The organism is Paraglaciecola sp. (assembly GCF_039942875.1).
Classification (GTDB): Bacteria; Pseudomonadota; Gammaproteobacteria; order Enterobacterales; family Alteromonadaceae; genus Paraglaciecola.
This window is the reverse complement of sequence record NZ_JBDVBQ010000051.1, coordinates 112,253-134,963: the sequence shown is the minus strand read 5'-3', so window position 1 is coordinate 134,963 and position 22,711 is coordinate 112,253. Positions and strand designations below refer to the sequence as shown.

Below are 22,711 nucleotides of genomic sequence, written 5' to 3'. Positions count from 1 at the left end.
CCCAATAGCACCAGCGAAACGTTTAATGTGAATAGGGTTGGCAATCACAAAGGGAAGGTTTGTTTTTGCACAAGCCATGATAAATGGCATTTCAAGACGACCTGTGGCTTCAATAACAATCCGCTCTGGTGAGTGTTTTTTTAATTGTTCTAACGGCTTCCTTGATACCTTTTTCATCGTTAGTAACGGTGAAATAAATATCGAGTGGGCGGATATAAATGTCGAGTTGGAATTTTCCAGTATCGACACCGACGTTAATGTTTTGATTCATTTTAGTATTCATAATAAGCTAACTCTTGCTTGCATAATGCGGGTTCGAGACCCAGTAGACTATTCGAGTGTTGTGCTTGGAGTCCTTTGTGGTGTTCTTTCTTGTTATCGGTCTCTCAACTGAGGAGCCATCAATCAATCGAACTACCACAAAAGAAGGCTTTGGTTGCAGCCAAAGCTTGGGTCTCACTTTACCTCACCCCAGATAAAAATAGGATGATTTACATGGGTTATTATCCATACAAGCCAATTATACCGACCTCAACTCGCTGCGCTCATTTCGTCGGCATATTGGGGCGTTATACCTACAAATGAAACTATTGAAACATTTAGCTCTGCTGGCATTATTCTTTTTTACTTTTTCTTTAAAGGCCTCTCCCGATGAAGAAGCACGAAATCGACTTAAAAATTTATATGGTGAAAGTAAAATATACGAAGAATTTTTTTATAAATTGAAATCTGCACTGGTATCAAAAAATGCTGAGGAAGTTGCAAAATATAATGGTTACCCTATTCGAGTGAATTTCAAGGCTGGCACTGAATACTTTACAAATAGTAAGGACTTTCTAGCTAACTATGGTCGAATAATAACCAGCGAGATGTTAGGTAGAGTAGAAAAACAAGCATTCTCTACTTTGTTTGCCAACTCATATGGCTTACATATAGGTTTAGGTGACATTTGGTTTACAGGTTATTGTGTTGGTAAAAATGCCGATAACCCCTGTGAAAAAGTAAAAATAAGCGTAACAGCGTATAACGTCAATTATGTCGAATAGTAGGTATAACAAAAACATTATTTCGCTCGCAGGCTCGCTGGGACAATTACTCACTGGCTGGCGCTTCGCGCTGTATAGCCAGCAAGTAATTGCCCTATATGTTAAGCGTTAGGTGAACAAGATGGTAATGAGTAAATTTTATGTCATTGCAGCTTTTTTGTTTCTTACATTATCTGCAAATGCTGAGGCCAGTAAGTTGATCGTAATTGAAGTTAGTCAAGACTCGATAAAAGTTGATGGCACAGCTACAGCTAATCTACCTGATAAGTTAAATTCTATAGGCAGTTGCGAGAGGGTTCATTTGATTGTTGATAAGAATGTAGAGCCTGAAAAAATAGTTAATACTATGGATATTGTAAAAAGTGCAAACTGTGCAAAAATTTCAATTCAAAGTGTATAGTTCACCTAACAATCCAATTAATCCGACCTCAACTCGCTGCGCTCTTTTCGTCGGCTTATTGGGGCGTTATATGCCTTAATCTAACTCTCAGCAATTGCCCATTTCTTTTCGTTTGATCATTTGTAATAAGCCAAAAACTCCTACCATCCCCGAAACTAGCAATGTCACGACAATACCCATTGGAGCGGTAATCCATATTCCAACCACTAATAAATAAGAAGTACCAAGAACCCATATATAATCACCAATTGAAAAGTAGATAACTAAGTGCTTGCTGGGCATTAGTTTTAACGAAGCCCATATTAAATGTAATCCATTAAAAAATAAGAAAATCCCAAGAACGGTAAAGATTATACTAGGAGCTTGATTGTTTGTGCTTAAAAAGTTTCCTACTTCTTCTGGTAAAAATAAAAAAGTAATCCCAAACCCAATACAGCTAAACGCATTTGCCTTCATAATATTACTTAACGTGATCATTTTTTAGTCTCATGTATACTTAGTTGACATAACTATAATTTAAAGGATGTATTTATGTCAATAAGGTTGACAAAAAATGATATTCCAATGGTAGAAAGCCAATCTCTTCAATTAGTTCAGGCTGCGGCTCAAGTACATGAAAAAGTATCTATATATCTTTCAGAATCTTTAAAAAAGAAAGGCTATAAATTTGCATCACCGTCAATATTAAATTTTCTAAGCACCTTAGAGTGTGGAGTGAATTATGGATCTGAAATAGCCCGGAATCTTGGCGTCTCTAGGCAAATGGTTGCGAAGACAGTTAAAGAGTTATGTAATGCTAATTACTTAGAACAACTAGAAGGGCAGGGAAAACAGAAGCAAATCATTTTCACTAAGACAGGCGAACTTTTGATGTCTGATGCTAGACAATTATTATCGGATGTTGATAGTGTATTGAATAAAGAAATGGATCAAATTCAATTAAAGACAACGGTCACTAATTTGGAAAGTATCCAAAAGATCATGACTCAATTAGGTAGCACATAACAAGGGTTTTCATGACGGACAAATTACAGTTAGCTTTTTGTTCGTACCTCACTTATTTTAGCCAACTACAATTTGCCAGCTTAGGCTGGCGTTATGTTTTTATCACGATTTTGGTGTTTAATGAAAAAAGTTAAGTTTCTGGCACTATCAGGTAGTCTTCGAAAAGCTTCTTATAATTTAGCCGCATTAAAAGCACTATCAAATATATCTCCAGATCATATTAATATTATTATTGGAGATATAAGTCAGTTACCTTTGTTTAACCCTGATATGGAATCTGAAATAATTCCTGCACTTGAAACGATAAAGAGTGAGCTTAATTCTTCTTCCGGCTTAATTATATCAAGTCCCGAATATGCTCATGGGATTAGTGCACCGATGAAAAATGTTTTAGATTGGTTGGTCAGTAGCTTCGAATTCCCTGATACACCAATTATGATTATCAATACATCACCGCGCGCTCACCATGCATTGGATTCATTAAAAGAGATATTGCGCACCATGTCAGGCAATATAATAGATAGTTCTTGTGTATCCATTCCGTTATTAGGCACAGAATTAGTTAATGGTGAAATAAATAAAAATAACTCTTGTTACAGCGTGTTAAGTGAGAAGCTTGATTTGTTTTACAATCTAGCTGTAAAAACATAACAAAATTCTAATGCTACTCGCTATCACTGCTAACTATGCGCAGCATAGGATGGCGTTGAGGCGGTAGAAAAACCTATTTTTGTTCAAAAAACACACATTAATTACTTGCCCAGAGCATGCTTACCCAGGCATTGCTTTAGAAACCTATCAGGTACTAGAAGCCAATAGGGAGGCTGCCTTTTACGAAGAGCTTGTAATAATCTGGAAGGTTTTCTTTCCGCAGCTTAACATTATGTTTTTAGTCCAAGAATGCATGGCGGTGCAATTGCTGCTGATATTGAGTTAGAGAACGGGCTAGCACAGATGAAAGAGCCGATGGTTTTAGCTCTTTTAAGTCAGCCGAAATAGCTCAAAACTGATCGATTCAACTTACCAGTTTAAATGTGAGCTACTCAGGTAAAGTGCCCATCAAATCTTGAATAATGGATTTTTAACAAAGTCTTAGTTAGCTATTGTTTAACTGTGTAATGCCCATATTAATATTGGTTATTCGTCATCCTATACAATCATTGTATTTTTACCCTTTATAAAGGAAGTCTATGCCAGGATTACACCGCATTATTCTTATTAATTGTCACCTTCCTGGTTTTGTTGAACTTGATGTGTCTGGCCACAGTAATATTTGTGGTACTAACGCGTCTGGGAAAACCACATTACAACGCCTTATTCCTGTGTTTTATGGTGAGTTGCCTAGTAAAGTGGTACCTAAAACTCGTAAGAAATTTGATGACTTCTATTTACCCCACGCCAACAGTTACCTGATTTACGAATATCAAAGAGAAGACGGGCAAGATTGCCAAGTGGTACTGACTCGAAAAGGCACCGATGGTGTGCAATATCGTCTGGTTGCTGCTCCATATCATCAAGAGCAATTATTGGTAGATACTGAACAGGGCAATGTACAAGCTATGTTACCAGAGCAGTGGATTAAGCAGCTGCGTCATCTGAGTATCGAGTTTTCTCACAAAATACAATCCACTAGCGAGTTTCGTAGCATCATTCAAAATGATGCTAGTGTGGGTAGAGCTGTGGGGCGTGAAAACACTAAACTTAGGCAGTTGGCTAGTCGTTATAGTTTGGTATCTAGTCAGCATCGTATTCGGCATATGGAAAAGCTAGTCAGTGCGGTTCATGCTAAAGAAGGTAAAATGGATACCTTACGTACTATGTTAGCTGCAATTTTTGAAGAAGATGGTTTGGTTCAACCCACAACTACTGTCAAAAATACTAAGGCCCGAGAATGGATCACGCAAATGCGTCAGACCATGCGCTTACAGTCTATGCAAAGTGAATATCAAAATATTCAAGTACAGACCGACAAACTGAATGCCATTGAAAGCCAGTTGTTGCAACTCAAACCTGTTTTAGAAAAAGACTTACAAGCTCTTAGTACTCAAAAAGCAGATGGCCAAGAACAGCGCAATAAAATTAAAAGTCAGCAGAATAGCGAGAAAAGTGCCTTTGAGTTAGCTGAAGGTGCACTAAATAGTCGTGTCAGCGAAACCGTTGAAAACCTCAAAGCAAAATCCTCACGGCTCGATCATATCCAACAGCAATATGAGAAATATCAAGATTCAGATATTGATCAACTGCAAAAAGATACCGACGCTTTGCCTTTAAAGCGGGAAGAGTATGAGCAGAAATTAGAGCAATATAATTTACTGATTGAACAACATAAGGATTTACAGAGTCAGCTTGAACAGCAGAAACTTAAACTGTCTGAGTCGTTAGAGCGGTTATCTCGTAAAAATCAGGCTCAAGTTAAAACTATTGGACAACAAAGAGAAGCTAAGCGTCAAACCCATAATGAGAAAGAGCTAGAGTTACGAGGCCAATTTGAGCTACGAAAAGAGCAGCAGTCCACAGAGTTTGATTCTGAACTATTAGAGCTTGAGCGCAGTATTGTGCGCCAAGAGCACCAAGCTAAGCTCGCCACGCCCACAGAGTTAGAAGTAGAAAATGGCACCTTAGCGGATAAACGTTTAGAACTAGCGCAGCGTGTTTGGCAGCATACATCTAGCGCCAAACAGCAAGCAGAGAATGCTTATCAACAGCAAAGAGCTATACGTGATAATGCTGATAAAGCCCTGCAGCACGCCAGACAAACAACTAGGCAAGCCAAAGAGCGCTTAAGTCAAATAAATAAGCAAGTATCACCTGAACAAGATAGTTTAAGACAATATCTGCGAGACAATAAGCCAGGTTGGGAGCAAGATATTGGTCGCTTGATCAATGAGCCTTTGCTTGATCGTAAAGACCTGTCGCCTCAGCTTTTAGCATCAAGTAAGAGTAATGAAGCTGAACTAAATAGTTTATTAGGTGTGCAGTTAAATCTAAGTGTTATCGACGCGCCTGATTATGCTCAAGATGAAGCTGCATTGAGTTTAGCTTTAGAACAAGCTCAAAAACAGTTGTTGGCTGCCGAAAAACAGCAAAAACAGAATGAGTCTGAATTAGATCAGTGTCATCAAGAAGCTGAACTTAAGCGAGAAGCAGTGGCTGAACAAAATCGCTTGTTTGAGCAAGCTGAGCAAGAAGTTGCTTATGCGCAAAGCGCTAAACAACGTTTTGCCGATGAATTAAAAGCAGCGTTAGCCAAACGTAAACAACACGCGCAACAAGCCTTGCAGAAGTTATTAGACGATAAACAACAAGTATTGGCGCAAAAACAACGTGCCATTGATGAATTAAAATCTGATTATGAAGAACAACTATTAGAATTTAAAAGTGGTTGGCAAGATGAGTTAGCTATTTTAGATGAGCAAATTGAAGAGTTAGAATCTCAGGTTGAGACCAAAAGGCAGCAAAACCGTGAACAAATTAAACAGCTAGAACATGCATTTAATCAAGAGCTGGCAGACCAAGATATTGATCCCAATACATTGCGAGATCTTAAACAACAAATCGAAGCATTAAAAAATCATATTCAAGGCGTAGTGGTAAGGCGTGATGAGTTAAATGAATATAAAACCTTTGTGCAAACTGATTGGTTAAAGCAGCGACCAGAATTATTAGAGCAAGAAGCAGAATTAAAGTCTTTAAATCAACAATTACAACAGCAGCAATCAAGCTTAATCAGTCAGTATCAAGCTAAACGAGCTGAGTTATCAACTGCTCTTGCTGCAACAGATAAAGCCTTAGCAAGTTGTAGTTCTTTGATAACCGAAATCGAGCCTATGGTGCGGCAACTGAGTCATATTGTATTTTCTTTTGAGCTATCAGATCAGGTAAGCATTAACCTTGGTGATCAGGCTGAGCGAATAAGCCGTGCGAATGAAGCGTTGGAAAGCCGCAGTCGCGGTGAGAAAAAATTAAAAGAATCATTAACTGAATTTGAGGCGGTACTTGGGAAAGATGCAGGTAAAGACTTTCTTGATACCATGCATCAAGCTTTTGCGGTTTTAGATGAAGACGCTAATGTTCGAGATCGTTTACCTATTTTACAACGACTATTGAGTATTTTAGAGTCTCGTCAGCGACAAATTGTGGAGCAGGGTGAAACCATAGGGGGGGACTTAAATCGCTTCTTTACTGTGTTTAGTGATATTAATCGAAAAATTGCTCAACAAAGTAAACGCCTCACCGAAGAGGTGTCTGATGATTTAAGTTTAGATGGCATTGCCCGCTCAGAAGTGAAAATCATTTCTACTGTGGATGAGCTGAACTTCTGGACTCCCCTCAAACGCTTTGCACAGCAGTACGATAATTGGAATAAATCTGATGATTACCTGCCAAGTGAAGCGTACTTAGATAATTTGGCAGATGTTGTTGAAGTGCTGCCCAATGATGCTAATTACAGTATTGAGTCTTTGCTACGTTTGGAATTACACCTTAATGAAGGTGGCTCAGACTTAGTGATTAAAAATGACAGACAATTACTTGAGTCTTCGAGTCATGGTATGGCGTATCTCATACTATGTAAGTTTTTATTAGCTTTTACCCGTTTATTACGTAACCAAGCTGATATTCATATTCATTGGCCCATTGATGAAATTGGTACCTTGGCATATCACAATGTGGAAAAACTGTTTAAGGCTTGCGACACCAATCATATCCATATTCTAGGGGCATTTCCGAACCCTGAATCAGATGTATTGATGTTATTTAAACATAGATATTTGATTGATAAACAAAAACAACAATTAGAAAAAATTGAGCCTAAACTCAGCCGTATTGCACAGCGTTTACAACAAAACAGTGCATCAACCACAGAGATAGAGCAGGTGAATGCATGATAGAACATGGCCCTTTATTAGAACGTTTACTTGAAGGCGAGTTTATTTGTGCTGTGACAGATGAGCATAGTTTTCACAAATTACAAAACGAAGCGCTGGTGGAAGAGTTTAATCACTTTTTACGACCCTTAAATAGGCGAGTGGCAAAAAGTGATGATGCCTCTGTTTATTTTTTGGCGTATTGTGATTTAAGTCAAAATGCACGGCACCACTTAAGCCAGCAGTTCTCAACTACAGTACAATCTTTGTTACCTATGCTTGAATGGATGCAGTTGGTTCAAGAGGCCTTAGGTCGAGATGGAGCCTTAAGTGCTGGTGATACCATTAAATTACAAGACTTTGAGTCTAAAGTGGTTGATAACCAATCTTTGATGCAGCGCCTAGCCCATCTTGCTGCAGACAAGGTATTTAAGTCCACTAGTGATAAAGTGGATATGCAAATTAAACAAGTGTTTAAACGTATAAAAGAACTGGGTTACTTACATCAACCTCACAAAGATAGGCTGTTCTATATTGTGACGGGGAAAATAGAGCACCTTATTGAGTTAGTGCGTTTTATCAAAGATGAAGAAAATCTTCCCATTGATGATGTGCCCGAGCAAGAGGCAATGTTTTGAATCAGCCCTCAAAGTCAAATAATGCCCTACAAAGTAATCCCCTTTTTGATTTAGGAAAAGAGCGCTTAGAGCTTATTGGCAAACATGCTGACGCTTTAATGCAAGGATATTTACAAGGCCATGTGGACGAAACTGCCTTTACTGTACAGGCATTAGATAAGTTGATTAATGGTCGCATTTTATGGCGCCCTGATGAACAGCAGCCTTTAGCATTGCGGCCAAATGTAAATGATTTGATTGCTAGTTTGACCCAAGATGAGCGTAAGCGACAAATCAACTCCGATGTGGGTGAGCACCTAGATCAAATTCACACTCGAGTACAATCATTACAAGCGGCCCGTCAGAAAGGTGATTACGCTGCCACTGAGCATCATATGCAACTGTTAACTGAGCGTGTGTATGACATGACAGGGCAATTTGGTGATGCCATTGAGAGTTTGTGGCACAGGTTAAATACTGAGTTTGGTTTTGTCAGTAGTCTAGATGATAAAATTTTAGAAATTGAACTCGCCCAGCGCCAGTTAAGGCGCATACTTGATGGGTTTAGCATCATTAATTTTGATGATTTAATTCAGCTGGCGGGCAGTGACGGCGCCTTGCGAAAGTTACTGGTGAGTCAACTGCAAGCCCGTATTTCGGAACACTCTGGCTCTTTGCTAGAGGTTCAAAAGCGCTTGGTATTGCTAATGGCGCGTTTTCGTCATCAACAAGACAGGGCCTTGTTAATTAATCGTATGAGTGCCTTTTTACGGCAACACCCGAATTTTCAAGTGGGGGATTATCCAAACCGTAGTCAGGTGCCCGCAGTCGTTAATCAAGCTCACGGTATAAAAGCTCACGCCTTTGTTGCTTTAGACAGGGCTCAAGATGGCTATGCTTTAGCAGAGCTCGCCAGAGCAGTACCCAGAGAGCCTGAGCATGGCTCACAATCAGAAACCCAAACCGAAGGGTTTGCTGTCGCTGTGCAAAACTTAGTAGCAACAGAGCAAAAGCAACTCGCTAAAGACGTAGAAGATTTCTTTATTCGAGTGATAGAAAGTCCAGAAGCGCTGAGTGGAGTGGATTATCTAGCGGAGCAGGAGCTATCTTGGGAGCCTGAAATTTGGCTGTTCCAAATTGTGGCTGAATACGAAGGCTTGCCGCAACAGAATAAACAGAGTTTTATGCTTGAAAAAGACGCGGCACCTCAAAGTCGTTTTAATCAGCTGCATATTATTAAAGATGTAAAAGTGGGGATGCGCTTTTTTGGTGATTTTCAGGCGGTTGGTTAAGCTGTATGTCAGCCTCGATCTCCTCTAAAGCTAAGGCCTTGTTATGTGAGCAAAATACCAAACTTATGGTTGATGATAGGGCTTCCACCACTGCTGTTGCAGCGATTAAAGAAATACTTAGATGGTGTGACAATGAAGATATTGTACCTGGTAAATGGCTCGTTGATGGGAAAAAATATCGTTTTAATCGACAGGGCATAGATAAAATACAACAGGCTTACCAGAGTGCTATGTCTGAAGATATATTTACCGATTTTAGCCAAGATGATCATCAAACTGCATCAACAAAAAGTACTAATGAAAAACAAGGTAAGTTAAAGCCAACCGGGCACCTTATTCTTGCGGCAGTGACAAAAGGAGCCAGTTATGATGGCTTTCACCGTGAGTTTTACCCATGTCATCAAGTTAACGTTGAACTTAATATAAACGAGATTAAGTTATCTAGGTATGACGCTTTAATCATGGTTGAAAATCGCGATAGTTTTAATGATTGGTTTAGGTATCAGGCACAAATCACCCATAACTTAGGCAAAGTATTAGTTATTTATCGAGGTGACAGTGATTACTCTGAAGCTGCCTCATCGTTCTTAACATTATGGCGAGTTCATGGGCCTAATAAACCAGTAGTATATTTTGGTGACTTTGACTTGTCGGGTTTGAGGTTAGCAGTATCAGCGAAGTGTTCTCATCTGTTATTGCCCAGCTATGAGTTTTTAAGAAGTAATGTAATCTCTCAGCATTATCCTGATAAGCAGCAAAAATATTTAGTGGGTTTAGAGCGTGATTGCACTCAAGGTTGGCAAGCATTATTGAGTTTGATGTTTACAAAGCGGGCGGGCTTAAGGCAGCAACGAATGTACAATACTGCCTTACTTTTTTACCACTGCTGATAGCCTACTTAGAAGGTGTAAGTCAGGCCCAGCGTTATACGCTTGTCGGTAATGTCGCGGTCTGCAGAGTCAGAACTCCTATCTAACAACCGTGCTCCTAAGTTAACCTTTAAGCTCTTAGCTACTTCACGGGACACATCTATACTAGAGGTGAGGATGTTATCCGTATCATCTGAGCTTCTGGGTCTTGTTCTAGCGTATCGAGAACTAAAGTTAACATCTGTCTTTTTACCCAACTCATAAGCAACTGTAATTTTTGCACTTCGCGTGGTCTGAAGTTGTCCTGACTCTAAGTATTCAGTTTCACCATAGGAAACGGTTAACGCTGTTTTTAATCTACGTTTGTCATAACCAATGTTAAAACTTCCGGCCTTGCGTAAAATAATTTCTTCGCTAATGTCGGTTTCGATATCCGTAGAGGCTATATACTCCTCACCTGCTTGTAATTCATAATTGAGTGAGTCCGGTTGAAAACACTCGCCCAAGTCAACACTTCCAAAGGGACATACAAAAAGTGTGGTACTGCCTTCACCGTAGGATAAGCGAGAAAATGAGGTGACTTGTTCAGAGTATGCTAAGGAACTTCTAAAGAATTTTAAGTTATGACTAAAATCTACAGTGTATGCGTCACCATAGAATTTTTTACCGTAGTTGAAGTTTAAAGCGGTTCTACTAGAAAACGCCCAATCCACATCTAAGCCAAGATAATTAGTGGTGTTGTCACCTTCTTCCAGCTGATTATAGGTAACAGACACACTACGTTCATTCATGGGCTGCCAAGTAATACCTGCACCATAACTTGTGGTATCCAAATTGGTTCTTGTTGCAAAACCACTGGTGTCTACATCATATTCTGAAGAGCTACCTTGAACAATTAAGCTAACTTTTTGACTTATGGGTACCCCTATGTCTCCACTTACTTCGGTGGAAGAGAAGTCCTGAAAACTGGCTCGTGTGGTGTCATTATAATTTGCAGATAAATTAAAACTAAAATTATCGACTTTTCTCCCTTCTGATATTTTGGCTGATAATGCTGTGTTGGAACCATCTACACCAAATTCACTTTCAATAGATTCATCAGTTGTTGTTTCAGAGTAACTAGTTTGAATCGCTAATCCTACATACTCAGGATTAGGGGTGACAAAATTTAAAGCGGCAGCAGTATTTCTGTACTTAGTTAAATCCCCAGAAGCGAGTACTTTGTCACTTACATAATCTTGTTCTTGATTAATCACTCGGTAGTTTTCTTTGCCGCTAAGTGAGAATGTTAAAGTGTTATCTATTAGGGTAGTTAAGCCATCAAATGAAAATTCAGTATATTCTTTGTCTGCATCAACATTTCCAGAAATTTGTTCAACTTTAATATGTTCAGCATTGACTGACATGTTCATCAGTCTGTTTGAATATATAGCCGTTACCGATGGAGTAATAGATGCAACTTTATTGGTCCCCGATTTTTCAGAACTAATTTCAGTTTGGTACACGTACCCAGTTGCTGTTACTTTGCCTTCAACATCTAGGTCGTTTGCTTTTAGCTGACCGGAAGCGCTCACTAATGTAATAAGTGATAATTTAAAGGCCTTATTATTAAATGAGTGGAAATGTCTGAACGACACTCTAATTAGCTCCTGCGTAATAGTATCCGTACCCAGAACCATCAGAGTTAGCTTTTTCAGCTTTATTGACTACAAAACCAATTGCCATGTCTGGATTGAGCTGTTTAACTGCATTAGATACATCTGCTAGTTTAGTTTTTGTTTCTTCAACTACCACTAAAGCTTGGCCTGCTAAGTTCGCTAAAATTGCCGTTTCGTTAATGCCTAAAAGAGGGGGAGTATCCACGATAACGACTCTATCTGGATATCTATTTGCAAACTCTTGCACTGCTTCTTGCATTTTTTCACTCGCAAGTAATTCCGTTGATAGGTGATGTGATTTACCTGCTGGGATAATACGTAAATTTTCTAAGTTAGTGGTACACATAACCTCGGATATATTATCTTTTTCACCTAAAAGGAACTCCATCAAACCGACGGTATTCTTTTGTTCTAATGTTCTCATTACATTAGGTTTTAACACATCAGCATCAACTAAGAGAACGGTTTTATCTTGCTCAAGGGCAATACTTAAGGCTAAGTTTACAGCTGTAAACGTCTTGCCTTCACCCGGTCTGGAACTGCTCACCATAATAATATTGCTATTGTTTAATGACTTAGATAACGGACCAAAGGCATTGTCTAAAAGCTTTCTTTTTATGGCTCTATATTCTTCATTAATAATTTGACGTTGCGAATTGGTTGAAACAAACCCTTTATTATCTAATGCCTCAAAATCAATTTCTATATCAACTTTACTTACTTGAGCTTTAGTTGGTTTAACACTAGGTGCTGTTTGGGTGTTAAGTGCTTTTTCTATAGAGCTAGTTGCATCGTCAGTTGAACCTGCGACTTCTTTTTGGGGTTGCTCAGATGCTTTTTGATTTTGCTTCTGTAACGCTTTTTCAATTGAGTTCAAGAGAAAACCCTCCCGTAAATATCAATTTGCATGATTTCTGCTGCTATTAATGCGCTGTATAAGCCAAAAATGAGCAGTGAAGAAAGTAAAAACACTAGCAACCTTGAACGATTGACTTTATTAATATGTTTCTTGTTCAAGTGGCTAACTGTTCCCAACACAGGGTAATTAGTCAGAGCCGTTAACTGACTAGCTCGAATGACTACTGGTGTAATTTGACTTACTAAGAATGCCACGCCTAACCCGGCTGAAAAGCCTAAAAACAGCACTATAGTGTAGTTTAGTAATCTATTGGGGCCAGCAGCATTTTTAGGTGCCAATGGTGGGTCAATAACACGAAATTGAACATTTTCATTTGAGACATCTGCCTTTTGCGCTAACTCTGCAGATTCTTTTCTCCCCAATAGCTCTTCATATTTTCTTTTGGTAATTTCATAGTCCCTGTTTAAAGCGGTTCTTTCAGCTTCTACTTGAGGCACTAAATCAATTTTTTGTTTAAGGGTTTCTATCTTGTTGGAGTAATCTGACTCTCTTACTTTCATCGAGGCAATTTGACTTTCTAATCGACTCATTTCTAGTTTTAATTCACTAGCAATTGAGCCTATTTGATCAGAGTTGTCGCCGTCGCTACCTGACAAATACTCAGCAATTTCTTTTTCACGGGCTTTCCTCAAAGAATCTAGCAAGTTGTTGGCTTCGATTACATCGGGGTGAAGATCTGTATATCTAAGTGATAGCTGGTCTAGGTTTTCTTCAAGGTTTTTAATTCTGTCATCATATCGAGTGGTTAGCTGAGACTGTTCATCTGATGGGCGAACCGAGAATTCATCTGACTTAGCGTTGTTACCATTTATTTGAGTAGATAAAGAAGCGATTTGTTGTTCTGTTTCTTTAATTTTTAATTGGATTTCTTCTAACTGTGACTCTAGCTGGGCATAGTTTTGGTAGAAGGTCCCTTGGTTCGGTAATAGTGCTGTATATTTTCGTTTGAAATTCGCAAGTCTCTGCTCTGCTGAAGCTAATCGACTTTCGTATTCATCAATTTGTTCATCGATGAACTGACTAGCAGAATCTGAATCTTTTCTGCTATTACCTTTAGTGCCTTCAACAAATAAATCTAAGGTTTCTTGAACCACAGTTCGTGCCATTTCTGGGCTTTTATGATTATAAGAAATGGTATAAAGGTTATCTCTGCCCGTTGATTTCAGTTTTATGTTGTTAGATAAGGAGTTAATTAGATTTTCATATTGAGTCGGGTTAGTGGTGGTGATGTCTAGATCCGATTCCCTAGCAATGATTTCTAAATTAGGTCTACTTAATAAGGTTTTAACCATCATGGCAATTTCTTGTTGAGGGTTCGTTTGTATTGCTAGTCCTCTCAATAAAGGTTGTAAAACCGAACGTGTATCTACATATACTCTAGCTTGTGATTCATATACATCAGGCATTGATGCTACGTAAAAAAAGCCAATTGGGCAGATTAACCATGAACAAATAATAATGTAACGCTTTTTTACCCACACACCCTTAATATACCCAATTAAGAGTTCGAGAGTTTTTTGAATATCCTGCATCTATTTATAAATCCATCTGTAGTTAGGGTCTAAAACCAAGCTTCTGGAATAATGATGATATCACCGGGGAGCATATCAATATTTTCTTCAATATCTCCATTTTTAATAAGGTCGTCGATACGTATGCTAAAACTTTTTTGTTCACCAGCAACCATTCGGACAAGTTTAGCATCGTTACCGTCAGCAAACTCAGTTAAGCCGCCCACAGCAATCATTAAATCTAATAAAGTCATACGTTCGGTATAGCTGACTGCACTAGGATTGGTTGCTTCACCAATCACTCTTACTTGCTCGCTTAAAGGGCCCGTGAAATTAGTAACACTCACAGTTACTCTTGGGTTGTTAATATATTTGCCTAATTGCTCTTCAATTTCTCTGGCTAACATAGTCGCGGTTTTGCCCGATACTTCAATATCTTCAACTAGAGAAGTCGTAACTTTACCATCAGGACGGACGATAAATGAGCCTGATATATCTGGGTTTCGCCATACAAAAATTGATAGATTGTCTCCCGGTCCGATGAGATATTGATAATCATCAACCGAGGTGGTTATGGAAGTATATTTGGTTGCGCTTGGCAGTTTAGTTAAATTACTAGCACATCCAGATGTTAATAAAGTTAGAAAAAATATCAATTTTGACAATGCTATTTTGTTAGTCTTCATGTAGATTACTATCCCGTAAGTTTGAAGTCGCTTGCACTCAATGTAGCAAGTTTTACTCTTGCTAGACAACCTTAATATGATGATTATATTGAAAAAAGAATTTGATATAATGTTATTGGTTATCAATTGATATACAAGAGTTCGTATACTAATACATAGTTGGAAATGATAAATGAGTTTTGGAAGTAAAAAAGAAATTAGACGCTCAAATATATTGATGGCGTTGGAAGCTTTAATGATTGGCTATGTCGGCTATTTGGCATCTTTACTGATAAAACATTATTTAAACGAATCTTATAACATTATTCCAACAATTGACTTTTTTGTACAAATTGGCTTCTTTACAATTTTGGTGGTTGTATCTGCACTTTCAGTGGGCTTATATGAGTCTAAGCTTCGTGAAACGTTCCGAGGAATTATAAGGCGAATTTTTGTTAGTGTGGCAATAGGCTACTTTGTTACCGCAGTAATCAGCAGCAGTTTGTTTCAAAGCACTGAAATTAGTGAGTATTACCTGCCTATTTATGCGGGTCTTACGATTGTTGCTATGGTTTTTCTTCGTTATTTTGTCAATAGGCTTGGCATTCTTGGTCTTGGTCAGGCAAAAATTATTGTTATTGGGGCGGGCGAAAGAGCCTCTATCATTGAAAAAAGAATGCGCCGTGAAGTGGATAGGTTTGGTTTTGAGCTTGTTGGTTTTATTCCTATTCCTGGTGATAACAGGGAAGAGGGTATTCAAAACGAAAAGCTTATTCATGTCAGAATTGATGAAAATTTTAGAAACTTTATTACTGATAACGATATCGATGAAGTCATTATTGCCTGTGATCAAAGGCGCGGTACCTTGCCGGTTGAAATCCTATTTGACTGTCGTCTGAGAGGCGTTGAAGTAACCGATCTTTTAGACTTTATGGAGCGTGAAACGGGTCAAATTGTCGTGAATCTAATGTATCCAAGCTGGGTAATTTATTCAAACGGCTTCAACTCTCAAAACTATTTAAGAGACGCTCTGGATTACACAGTTAATTGTATTCTGGCTACTATAGTGTTGTTAATGACTTGGCCTTTTATGTTGATAACCGCTTTGATTATCTTTTTTGAAGATATAAAAGTTAAAGGCGCTTCTGTTTTTTATAAACAAGAAAGAGTCGGGCTAAATGGTCGTCTTTTCAAAATTATTAAATTTAGAAGTATGCGACCTGATGCAGAGAAAGACGGTGCGAAGTGGGCTACAACAAATGATTCAAGAGTCACTAAGACTGGGGCCTTTATTCGCAAATATCGAATTGATGAGTTGCCCCAGTTGTTAAATGTGTATCGTGGTGAAATGTCTTTTATCGGCCCCAGACCAGAGCGCCCTCAATTTGTAGAGCAGTTGATTAGAGAGATTCCTTATTATAATCAAAGGCACAATGTTAAGCCGGGGTTAGCAGGTTGGGCTCAACTTAATTATCCCTACGGAGCCAGTGTGGAAGACTCCATGGAAAAATTGAAATTTGATCTTTATTACGTCAAACATCAAAGTGTGATGTTAGATATTTTGATTTTAATCCGTACTGTGGAAGTCGTGCTCTTTGGCAAAGGAAGATAATTGTGGCTATACCCATTCTTAATGCAATGACTGTCGATGTAGAAGATTTTTTTCATGTATCTGCATTCGAGTCCGTAATTGATCCTTCTCAATGGAAAGAGTATCAACCTAGGGTTGATGGTAATACTCGCAGATTGTTAGATTTGTTTGCCAAGTATAATGTAAAGTCTACTTTTTTTGTTCTAGGTTGGGTGGCTGAGCGTTTTCCCGAACTTATTACTGAGATTCATCGCCAAGGTCATGAAATTGCTAGCCATGGTTATGCCCACAGAAGGGCAACTTCGCAAAGCCGGAATGAATTCAAAGAGGATGTTATGCGCTCCAAGGAGCACCTTGAAGGGCTTATTGGAGAGAGGGTGACAGGTTACCGGGCTCCTAGTTTTTCAATTGGATATGACAATGAATGGGCCTTTGAGGTATTAACAGAACTAGATTTTGGCTACAGCTCTAGTACTTACCCAGTTAAACACGATCTTTACGGTACACCTGACTGGCCGAGGTTTACCTATAAACGTAAAGAGGGAATTATTGAAATTCCCATACCCACTTTAAAGCTTATGGGCAAACAAACACCTATCGGTGGTGGTGGGTATTTTAGGCTCTATCCTTATGCATTGTCTAAATATTTAGTTTCTACTTACCTTAAAAAAGAAAGACAACCCTACTCGTTTTATTTTCACCCTTGGGAAATAGATAGCGAACAGCCTCGCCTCGCTAGTGCGCCCCTTAAATCTAAGTTTAGACATTATGTAAATCTAGATAAAACATACGGTAAATTGGAAAAGTTGTTGCAGGACTTCTCATGGGGAACCATGAAAGATGTGTATAATATACCATCCAAATAAGGAGACTGTATTTTGAAAGGAGGCTTATTAGTAAACAGAGAGCAACCTCAATTTAAACCTGTCATTCTTAGCTTATTTGTCATTCTAGCCTGTTGGGTCTTTGTGTTTTGGCAAGGCTTGACAACTGCTATTGATATTTGGCTTATTTCTGAAATTTTCAATCATTGTTTATTTGTATTGCCCGGTACTGCCTACCTCATATATTTGAAAAAAGACCAACTAGATCTTAATCAATTAAAACCTAATTATTTTGTTTTACCTTTATGTCTAGGTAGTTTGTTATTGTATGCAATAGGCCTTGCAGGTGATGTACAGTTATTTATGCATGTTGCAACCTTCACCTTTTTACCCCTAGTGTTGTGGGCTTATCTTGGCAATCAACTCGCCTTGCAAATACTATTTCCTCTGACTTTTATCTTGTTCTGCATTCCTGTTGGTGAGGAGTTAATCCCCACTTTGCAAGAGATCACGGCCGACTTATCCATGGTTATGTTGAATTGGACGGGTATACCTATTTACAGAAGCGGTTTGTATATCGAAATTCCCCAAGGCAGGTTTTTGGTTGCGGAAGCTTGCTCTGGAATTAGCTTTTTTATTGCTTCAATCGTCATAGGCTCCTTATATTCATATCTTAATTTGAGAAGCAATACACGGCGTATCGGCTTTATGCTTATATCTATTGTTTTCCCGGTAATAGCAAATGCGATACGTGTATTTGGTATTATTCTTACGGGGTATTTGTCTAATATGGAGCATGCAGTAGGAGCCGACCACTTAATTTACGGTTGGATATTCTTTTCTTTGGTTATTGTCTGTTTATTGGCAATCGGAGAGCTTATTAGAGAAAAGCTACCTGCTAAAGAGTCACCGCAAACGCTGGTAGAGCCCAGCCTTATCGCAACTAAAAAAATAGACTATAAAGCAACCATTATTATTATCCTTGTTATGTCGTTATTTTGGACATGGTTTAAAAGTATTTCATTGCAACTCAATGAAGTAACAAAGCCTGATAGTTTAAGGTTGCAAACATTGATGCAAAGTCACGCGCAAGCCTTAAGACATAATTGGAAACCTGATTTCCGAGAGCCTTTTCAAGAAAGTCAATTTCAATTAGTAATTGACGGGCAGCAGATCGACACTTACATGGTTTGGTATCCCAAGGGGCATGGAGAGTTAGTGAGCTCTTTAAATCGGCTCTACTCTGAAAAGTCGTGGACACTTGAACAGAGTCATTATTTTGATACTGAGGTAGCACAAAGTATTGCCATCGACACTATAGTTAATCCAGATTCGAAGCGCCTATTGGTACATTGGTATCTTATAGATGGACAGGTATTCACTAATAAGCGTGGGGCTAAGTTATTTGAGATTTATCGTATTTTAATGGGAACATATGTGGGCAGTGGCTTAGTGGCAATCTCTTATGAAACTGATAGTGTGTCTGAACAAAAAGACCAAATTAAGCTTGAGAAAGTCGTTAGAGATAATATGTCTCAATTCAATCAATATTTTAATTTTAAGTAAGAGTCTAAAGTGGTTTCTAATATACAGTTTCCAATTTGGGTAAATGCTTTCTTAGCCTTTTTGCAGAAGCATGATTGGCGAGGTAAACACAAATTCTATTTATGGTTAACCAGAAAATATCCCCATAAAGTTATTGGGCATAAAATTGATGATAGAGCATTTTTTGTTCCTGTAGGTGAATGGTGTTTTTGGTTAGAGAAAGGGCCAGAGAACTATTATCTCGATGAGTTTTTACCTTTTTGCCAAGTCATTAATCAACTAAATCATCCTTTTGTATTTTTTGACCTAGGTGCCGATATTGGCACTGTCACTTCGTTAGTTGCGAGGAATTGCCCAACCTTATCTCATGTTATTGCTTTTGAACCCAACCCTAAGTCTTTTGATATATTACTGATAAATCTTGCACAGTTAACTGTGACTTCTGTGAGCGTGAACGCAGCTGTTTCTGACTATAACGGTACGACGGCATTTCATGCCGATAGTGACCGTTTGAATGACCATGAAGGCTATATTGAGTCAGGCATTGAAGGTGACACACAAGTCTTTACTTTAGATGACTGGAGTGAGACTCAAGATAACAAAATGGGTGCTGAAACAATTGTCTTAAAAATAGATGTTGAAGGGCAAGAGATACAAACTTTGAAAGGGGCGACTCGGTTAATAAAGGCTGCTAAGGCTGTGATCCTTTTAATTGAAGTGCACCCTGACGTACTCCGCAGAACTAACAACACAGCAGATGAGTTATTTGAGGCCGCTGAATTGACTCGAGATTTTATATGGCAAGTGCCTCTATGCAATGGTTTGATTATTGATAGGACTAAACCCTTGTTTCAACAAATTCCCGAAGGACAATACGACATTATTGGTGTCACAAGTTAGTTAACTTGTGTCGATTGTGTAACCTAATACGGATTGGTATTACTTTCAATTTTGGTGTGATGAAAATTCAGCTTGTAATTGGGGGGATAGAAAATCCTTTAAATTTCGACTGCGCTGATTACCAATCAATTTAGCATGAGCTCCATCTCTTTTACGTATAGGTTTATTGGTGAGATTGCCTTGAATTAATACATTTATAGTGGAAGGAAATCTATATTCAATTGAGTTTGGGTAGCTATGGCCCAGATAAATTTTATTATTCAACACTTGTGTATTTGGGCTCTCCTCTAACACAATACCTACATCGGCATTAGGGTGGTGGGGTGCGTTATGATATATAGTGTTGTTGCGAATGATCCCCCCCATGGTTGGTCTGTTTTCCATTCCGAAGCCAATTCCTCGGTCACAGTTAATAATCACATTATCTTCAATTAGAGTGTTTTTTGTATTGTTCCAAAAATGAATCGCATGTTCTGCGACTTTGGATCCTGGGCTGGCAATGCCTTTGAATTGATTTTTGCGGACTATCCAGTTGTGTCCACCATGTACGTCAATACCACCAATATAATACTGAGGACCTATTCCAGCGGTGTAACTAAACTCACAGTTTTCAATCAGCCCATTGTCACTGGCAACTTTAGTTTTGCGGTTGTAACTCACCTTGAATAATTGTTCATAGCTGTCTTTTAGGACACAGTTTCGTAGAGTAGGGAAGTCCGCATCTTGCTCTCCAGCAATTTGAATCAAGTGGTTACCAGCAAACTGCAGAGTGATTCCGTCTAATGTAAAGTGTTTGCCTGACACTCGAATTAAATTATTCACTTGTTTGGTTTTCTTCATACCTAAACCACTTATTATGACTTTTCTGCGGTTCCCAGAACCTGAAGATAGAGTAATGCCATTACCAAGAATAATAAGGCTTTGGTCGATAATATAGGTTCCGTCTTGCAATTTTATATGTGTATTACCGTATTTATTTCCGTGTCTAAGCGCCGAAAATAACTGCTCTACGTTTTGAACTTGTATCACCTTATCTGCAGCGATGGCATTAATTGAAAACAAGCTGATGATGACTATTGAAACTAAAGTCATTAGTTTAGCTACGGCAATGCAGGGGAGTACCAGGGCATTTAGAAACACTGTAAAAATCCATTGTAAATAATCATAGTGACTTATTTACGCATTTTGATGATTTTAGCCGGGTTACCAGCAACGATGGCATAATCAGGTATATCCTTTACCACTATAGAGCCGGCTGCTACCACGCATTTTTTTCCGACGTTAGCCATGATTAAAGCTCCATTTCCTAACCAGCTATCTTCACCAATCGTGACTTTTTCGAACTGACCTCCTTGGTCTTTTAATGGTGTGTTAATATCATCAAAATTATGTTGGCCTTTACCACTCAGAATATGTACACCACTGCCAATTAAACAGTTTTTGTTGATGGTACATTTTCCAATGTTACATTGTGGGCCGATGTAAGTACCTGAGTGTATATGAGTATCTTGCTGAGAAAACAAGGTTCCAAATCCAATCACCACATCATTATCACAATGGGTCATGGCAAACTTATGAAATGCTACTCGTAGATAAACGCCAAAAACTCCCGGAAAAAGGCTTAAGAACTGAGCAAAACTAGCAAATGCACTATCTGCTGCACCGATTAAAGACAATAACCGAAATAGACAATATAGCGGCAGAGCCAATAGGCTAAATAAAAAGTGCGCTGCGGACTTTAACAAAGACTTCATTTGGGGGTTTTAACCTTAGCTGTAACTGCTTGGTTTAGTATTCTATCAAAAGGAGCTAATACCCCTTCCCAAGCATAATGCTGATGGATTATTGCTAGAGCATTGTCTGCAATACTTTGGCTTAGCGCTTTATCTAAAGTCAGTGTTTCAATTCTATCCACAAACTCTTCTGGTGTTGCTGCAAGTAAAATACTCTCTTGGTTTTTACACCTAATACCTTCTGCACCCATATTGGTGGATACTACAGGGACACCACAAGCAAAGGCCTGTAAAACTTTATTTTGTACGCCTCGAGCAATCCTAAAAGGGCCTACAAATATCGTTGCCTGATGGAAATACGGTAAAATGTCTTCCACAAAACCAGTGACTACAATACCTTTATGTTTACTTAAGTTATTCACCTTGTCAGATGGCGACATGCCAGCGATATAAAATTTAGCCTCGGGCCACTTTGCCAATATCTCAGACCAGACATTTTCTACAAACCATACTACCGCGTCTACATTTGGCGCATAATCCATCACACCTGTGAAAAGTAAAATCGGTTGCTCAGACGTTATCGGGGTTGTTGCTGGTTTAAACGTTTCTGTATCCATTCCGTTTTCAATGGCGAAAATATTATCATTATTAGGCGCATCTTTAGAAAACAAAGCCTTTTCAGCATCTGTGATAAAAAAGCAGGCATCAAAATGTGCAGCAATATTCAGTTCGAACTTGTTTATTAATTTGGTTTCTCTTTGATAAACCCATTTCATTGGTAAGCCTGAACGCTCAGAATATTGACGCCATTTATCTGAGTCTAAATCCATAAAATCCATCAACAATGCAGGGCCTGGATTTTCTTTAAGCCACTGACTCTTAAATACGTATTCAGCCATACTTGAGGCGGTACAAATTATGGCATCGAACTTTTTGTTTTTGAGTAATTCATCAAAACATTTTTGCAGATCATTGCTGTAAAAATTAGCAATGCTCAAGGCCTTTCCTTTGATTAAACCACTACATAAACGTAATAATTTATTAGATAACTTAATGCCAACAGCCATTTCACAATATTGTTTTTCTAAAGCTTTAAAAAAGTCTAGTTCTAGGTCTTCTTCAAAAGGGGCTAATACACTAATACTGTGCCCTTTATCACCCAAAAATTTAAGTTGGTGAAAGGTACGTATTTTCTCCCCTTTATTAGGCGGAAAAGGCACCCTGTGAGATAAAAATAAGATATTCAACATCGATTATTCACTTGTTTTTAT

20 protein-coding genes and 1 pseudogene are annotated in these 22,711 nt (G+C 38.5%); 12 read left to right on the top strand and 9 right to left on the bottom strand.

Annotation, left to right across the window (positions count from 1 at the left end):
• Positions 1 to 283 (bottom strand): annotated as a pseudogene (locus ABJE44_RS18235) (transposase); the annotation flags it as partial.
• Between the two features lie 298 nt (positions 284 to 581).
• Here ABJE44_RS18235 and ABJE44_RS18230 point away from each other — a divergent pair.
• On the top strand, positions 582 to 1,046 hold the full coding sequence (locus ABJE44_RS18230; RefSeq protein ID WP_348111311.1) for a hypothetical protein: 465 nt from the start codon (positions 582 to 584) through the stop codon (positions 1,044 to 1,046).
• Between the two features lie 127 nt (positions 1,047 to 1,173).
• Complete coding sequence (locus ABJE44_RS18225; RefSeq protein WP_348111310.1) at positions 1,174 to 1,446, top strand: hypothetical protein; 273 nt, start codon at positions 1,174 to 1,176, stop codon at positions 1,444 to 1,446.
• A gap of 87 nt (positions 1,447 to 1,533) precedes the next feature.
• On the opposite strand, the gene ABJE44_RS18220 is transcribed toward ABJE44_RS18225, so the two are convergent.
• The gene (locus ABJE44_RS18220) at positions 1,534 to 1,923 is read right to left on the bottom strand and encodes a hypothetical protein (RefSeq protein ID WP_348111309.1); all 390 of its coding nucleotides are present in this window, start codon (positions 1,921 to 1,923) and stop codon (positions 1,534 to 1,536) included.
• A 54-nt stretch (positions 1,924 to 1,977) separates the two neighbouring features.
• Here ABJE44_RS18220 and ABJE44_RS18215 point away from each other — a divergent pair, with 54 nt between their 5' ends.
• From ABJE44_RS18215 to ABJE44_RS18190, 6 genes are all read left to right on the top strand, one after another.
• The gene (locus tag ABJE44_RS18215) at positions 1,978 to 2,451 is read left to right on the top strand and encodes a MarR family transcriptional regulator (RefSeq protein WP_348111308.1); all 474 of its coding nucleotides are present in this window, start codon (positions 1,978 to 1,980) and stop codon (positions 2,449 to 2,451) included.
• Between the two features lie 120 nt (positions 2,452 to 2,571).
• Positions 2,572 to 3,102, top strand: coding sequence for an NADPH-dependent FMN reductase (locus ABJE44_RS18210; protein WP_348111307.1), 531 nt, complete (start codon positions 2,572 to 2,574; stop codon positions 3,100 to 3,102).
• Between the two features lie 539 nt (positions 3,103 to 3,641).
• Positions 3,642 to 7,337, top strand: a complete 3,696-nt coding sequence (locus tag ABJE44_RS18205) for an ATP-binding protein (RefSeq protein ID WP_348111306.1) — start codon at positions 3,642 to 3,644, stop codon at positions 7,335 to 7,337.
• Positions 7,334 to 7,954 carry a hypothetical protein gene (locus ABJE44_RS18200; RefSeq protein WP_348111305.1) on the top strand — a complete coding sequence of 207 codons (621 nt, stop codon included), beginning with the start codon at positions 7,334 to 7,336 and terminating at the stop codon, positions 7,952 to 7,954. The genes ABJE44_RS18205 and ABJE44_RS18200 overlap by 4 nt, the downstream gene beginning before the upstream one ends.
• A complete protein-coding gene (locus ABJE44_RS18195) occupies positions 7,951 to 9,225 on the top strand; it encodes a hypothetical protein (RefSeq protein ID WP_348111304.1) in 1,275 nt (424 codons plus the stop codon). The genes ABJE44_RS18200 and ABJE44_RS18195 overlap by 4 nt, the downstream gene beginning before the upstream one ends.
• 5 nt (positions 9,226 to 9,230) lie before the next feature.
• Positions 9,231 to 10,115, top strand: coding sequence for a hypothetical protein (locus ABJE44_RS18190; RefSeq protein WP_348111303.1), 885 nt, complete (start codon positions 9,231 to 9,233; stop codon positions 10,113 to 10,115).
• A gap of 8 nt (positions 10,116 to 10,123) precedes the next feature.
• Here the strand turns inward: ABJE44_RS18190 and ABJE44_RS18185 are convergent, their stop codons facing one another.
• The 4 genes from ABJE44_RS18185 to ABJE44_RS18170 are packed head-to-tail and all read right to left on the bottom strand — an operon-like array spanning position 10,124 to position 14,868.
• Complete coding sequence (locus ABJE44_RS18185; RefSeq protein WP_348111302.1) at positions 10,124 to 11,731, bottom strand: TIGR03016 family PEP-CTERM system-associated outer membrane protein; 1,608 nt, start codon at positions 11,729 to 11,731, stop codon at positions 10,124 to 10,126.
• A 1-nt stretch (position 11,732) separates the two neighbouring features.
• Positions 11,733 to 12,629 (bottom strand): XrtA-associated tyrosine autokinase, encoded by an 897-nt coding sequence (locus tag ABJE44_RS18180; protein WP_348111301.1) that lies wholly within the window; start codon positions 12,627 to 12,629, stop codon positions 11,733 to 11,735.
• Positions 12,626 to 14,203 (bottom strand): XrtA system polysaccharide chain length determinant, encoded by a 1,578-nt coding sequence (locus ABJE44_RS18175; RefSeq protein ID WP_348111300.1) that lies wholly within the window; start codon positions 14,201 to 14,203, stop codon positions 12,626 to 12,628. The genes ABJE44_RS18180 and ABJE44_RS18175 overlap by 4 nt, the downstream gene beginning before the upstream one ends.
• Positions 14,204 to 14,232: 29 nt before the next feature.
• A complete protein-coding gene (locus tag ABJE44_RS18170; RefSeq protein WP_348111299.1) occupies positions 14,233 to 14,868 on the bottom strand; it encodes an XrtA/PEP-CTERM system exopolysaccharide export protein in 636 nt (211 codons plus the stop codon).
• 172 nt (positions 14,869 to 15,040) lie between these two features.
• Here ABJE44_RS18170 and ABJE44_RS18165 point away from each other — a divergent pair, with 172 nt between their 5' ends.
• The 4 genes from ABJE44_RS18165 to ABJE44_RS18150 are packed head-to-tail and all read left to right on the top strand — an operon-like array spanning position 15,041 to position 19,707.
• Positions 15,041 to 16,459 (top strand): TIGR03013 family XrtA/PEP-CTERM system glycosyltransferase, encoded by a 1,419-nt coding sequence (locus ABJE44_RS18165; protein ID WP_348111298.1) that lies wholly within the window; start codon positions 15,041 to 15,043, stop codon positions 16,457 to 16,459.
• 2 nt (positions 16,460 to 16,461) lie between these two features.
• Positions 16,462 to 17,304 (top strand): XrtA system polysaccharide deacetylase, encoded by an 843-nt coding sequence (locus tag ABJE44_RS18160; protein ID WP_348111297.1) that lies wholly within the window; start codon positions 16,462 to 16,464, stop codon positions 17,302 to 17,304.
• A 12-nt stretch (positions 17,305 to 17,316) separates the two neighbouring features.
• The gene (xrtA, locus tag ABJE44_RS18155; RefSeq protein ID WP_348111296.1) at positions 17,317 to 18,828 is read left to right on the top strand and encodes an exosortase A; all 1,512 of its coding nucleotides are present in this window, start codon (positions 17,317 to 17,319) and stop codon (positions 18,826 to 18,828) included.
• Positions 18,829 to 18,837: 9 nt separating this feature from the next.
• A complete protein-coding gene (locus ABJE44_RS18150; RefSeq protein ID WP_348111295.1) occupies positions 18,838 to 19,707 on the top strand; it encodes an FkbM family methyltransferase in 870 nt (289 codons plus the stop codon).
• 45 nt (positions 19,708 to 19,752) lie between these two features.
• Here ABJE44_RS18150 and ABJE44_RS18145 read toward each other — a convergent pair whose 3' ends face one another.
• The 3 genes from ABJE44_RS18145 to ABJE44_RS18135 all read right to left on the bottom strand — a co-directional run bounded on the left by ABJE44_RS18145 (position 19,753) and on the right by ABJE44_RS18135 (position 22,690).
• The gene (locus ABJE44_RS18145; protein WP_348111294.1) at positions 19,753 to 20,799 is read right to left on the bottom strand and encodes a right-handed parallel beta-helix repeat-containing protein; all 1,047 of its coding nucleotides are present in this window, start codon (positions 20,797 to 20,799) and stop codon (positions 19,753 to 19,755) included.
• A gap of 80 nt (positions 20,800 to 20,879) precedes the next feature.
• Entirely contained in the window at positions 20,880 to 21,461 is a 582-nt protein-coding gene (locus ABJE44_RS18140) for an acyltransferase (protein WP_348111293.1), read from the bottom strand.
• Positions 21,458 to 22,690 carry a TIGR03087 family PEP-CTERM/XrtA system glycosyltransferase gene (locus ABJE44_RS18135; RefSeq protein ID WP_348111292.1) on the bottom strand — a complete coding sequence of 411 codons (1,233 nt, stop codon included), beginning with the start codon at positions 22,688 to 22,690 and terminating at the stop codon, positions 21,458 to 21,460. The genes ABJE44_RS18140 and ABJE44_RS18135 overlap by 4 nt, the downstream gene beginning before the upstream one ends.
• Positions 22,691 to 22,711: the final 21 nt, after the last annotated feature.

Excerpts from the sequence above, each read along its gene's own strand:
- ABJE44_RS18230 (WP_348111311.1), top strand. The coding sequence starts at position 582 with ATGAAACTATTGAAACATTTAGCTCTGCTGGCATTATTCTTTTTTACT.
- ABJE44_RS18225 (WP_348111310.1), top strand. The coding sequence starts at position 1,174 with ATGAGTAAATTTTATGTCATTGCAGCTTTTTTGTTTCTTACATTATCT.
- ABJE44_RS18220 (WP_348111309.1), bottom strand. The coding sequence starts at position 1,923 with ATGATCACGTTAAGTAATATTATGAAGGCAAATGCGTTTAGCTGTATT.
- ABJE44_RS18215 (WP_348111308.1), top strand. The coding sequence starts at position 1,978 with ATGTCAATAAGGTTGACAAAAAATGATATTCCAATGGTAGAAAGCCAA.
- ABJE44_RS18210 (WP_348111307.1), top strand. The coding sequence starts at position 2,572 with ATGAAAAAAGTTAAGTTTCTGGCACTATCAGGTAGTCTTCGAAAAGCT.
- ABJE44_RS18205 (WP_348111306.1), top strand. The coding sequence starts at position 3,642 with ATGCCAGGATTACACCGCATTATTCTTATTAATTGTCACCTTCCTGGT.
- ABJE44_RS18200 (WP_348111305.1), top strand. The coding sequence starts at position 7,334 with ATGATAGAACATGGCCCTTTATTAGAACGTTTACTTGAAGGCGAGTTT.
- ABJE44_RS18190 (WP_348111303.1), top strand. The coding sequence starts at position 9,231 with ATGTCAGCCTCGATCTCCTCTAAAGCTAAGGCCTTGTTATGTGAGCAA.
- ABJE44_RS18175 (WP_348111300.1), bottom strand. The coding sequence starts at position 14,203 with ATGCAGGATATTCAAAAAACTCTCGAACTCTTAATTGGGTATATTAAG.
- ABJE44_RS18170 (WP_348111299.1), bottom strand. The coding sequence starts at position 14,868 with ATGAAGACTAACAAAATAGCATTGTCAAAATTGATATTTTTTCTAACT.
- ABJE44_RS18165 (WP_348111298.1), top strand. The coding sequence starts at position 15,041 with ATGAGTTTTGGAAGTAAAAAAGAAATTAGACGCTCAAATATATTGATG.
- ABJE44_RS18145 (WP_348111294.1), bottom strand. The coding sequence starts at position 20,799 with ATGACTTTAGTTTCAATAGTCATCATCAGCTTGTTTTCAATTAATGCC.
- ABJE44_RS18140 (WP_348111293.1), bottom strand. The coding sequence starts at position 21,461 with ATGAAGTCTTTGTTAAAGTCCGCAGCGCACTTTTTATTTAGCCTATTG.
- ABJE44_RS18135 (WP_348111292.1), bottom strand. The coding sequence starts at position 22,690 with ATGTTGAATATCTTATTTTTATCTCACAGGGTGCCTTTTCCGCCTAAT.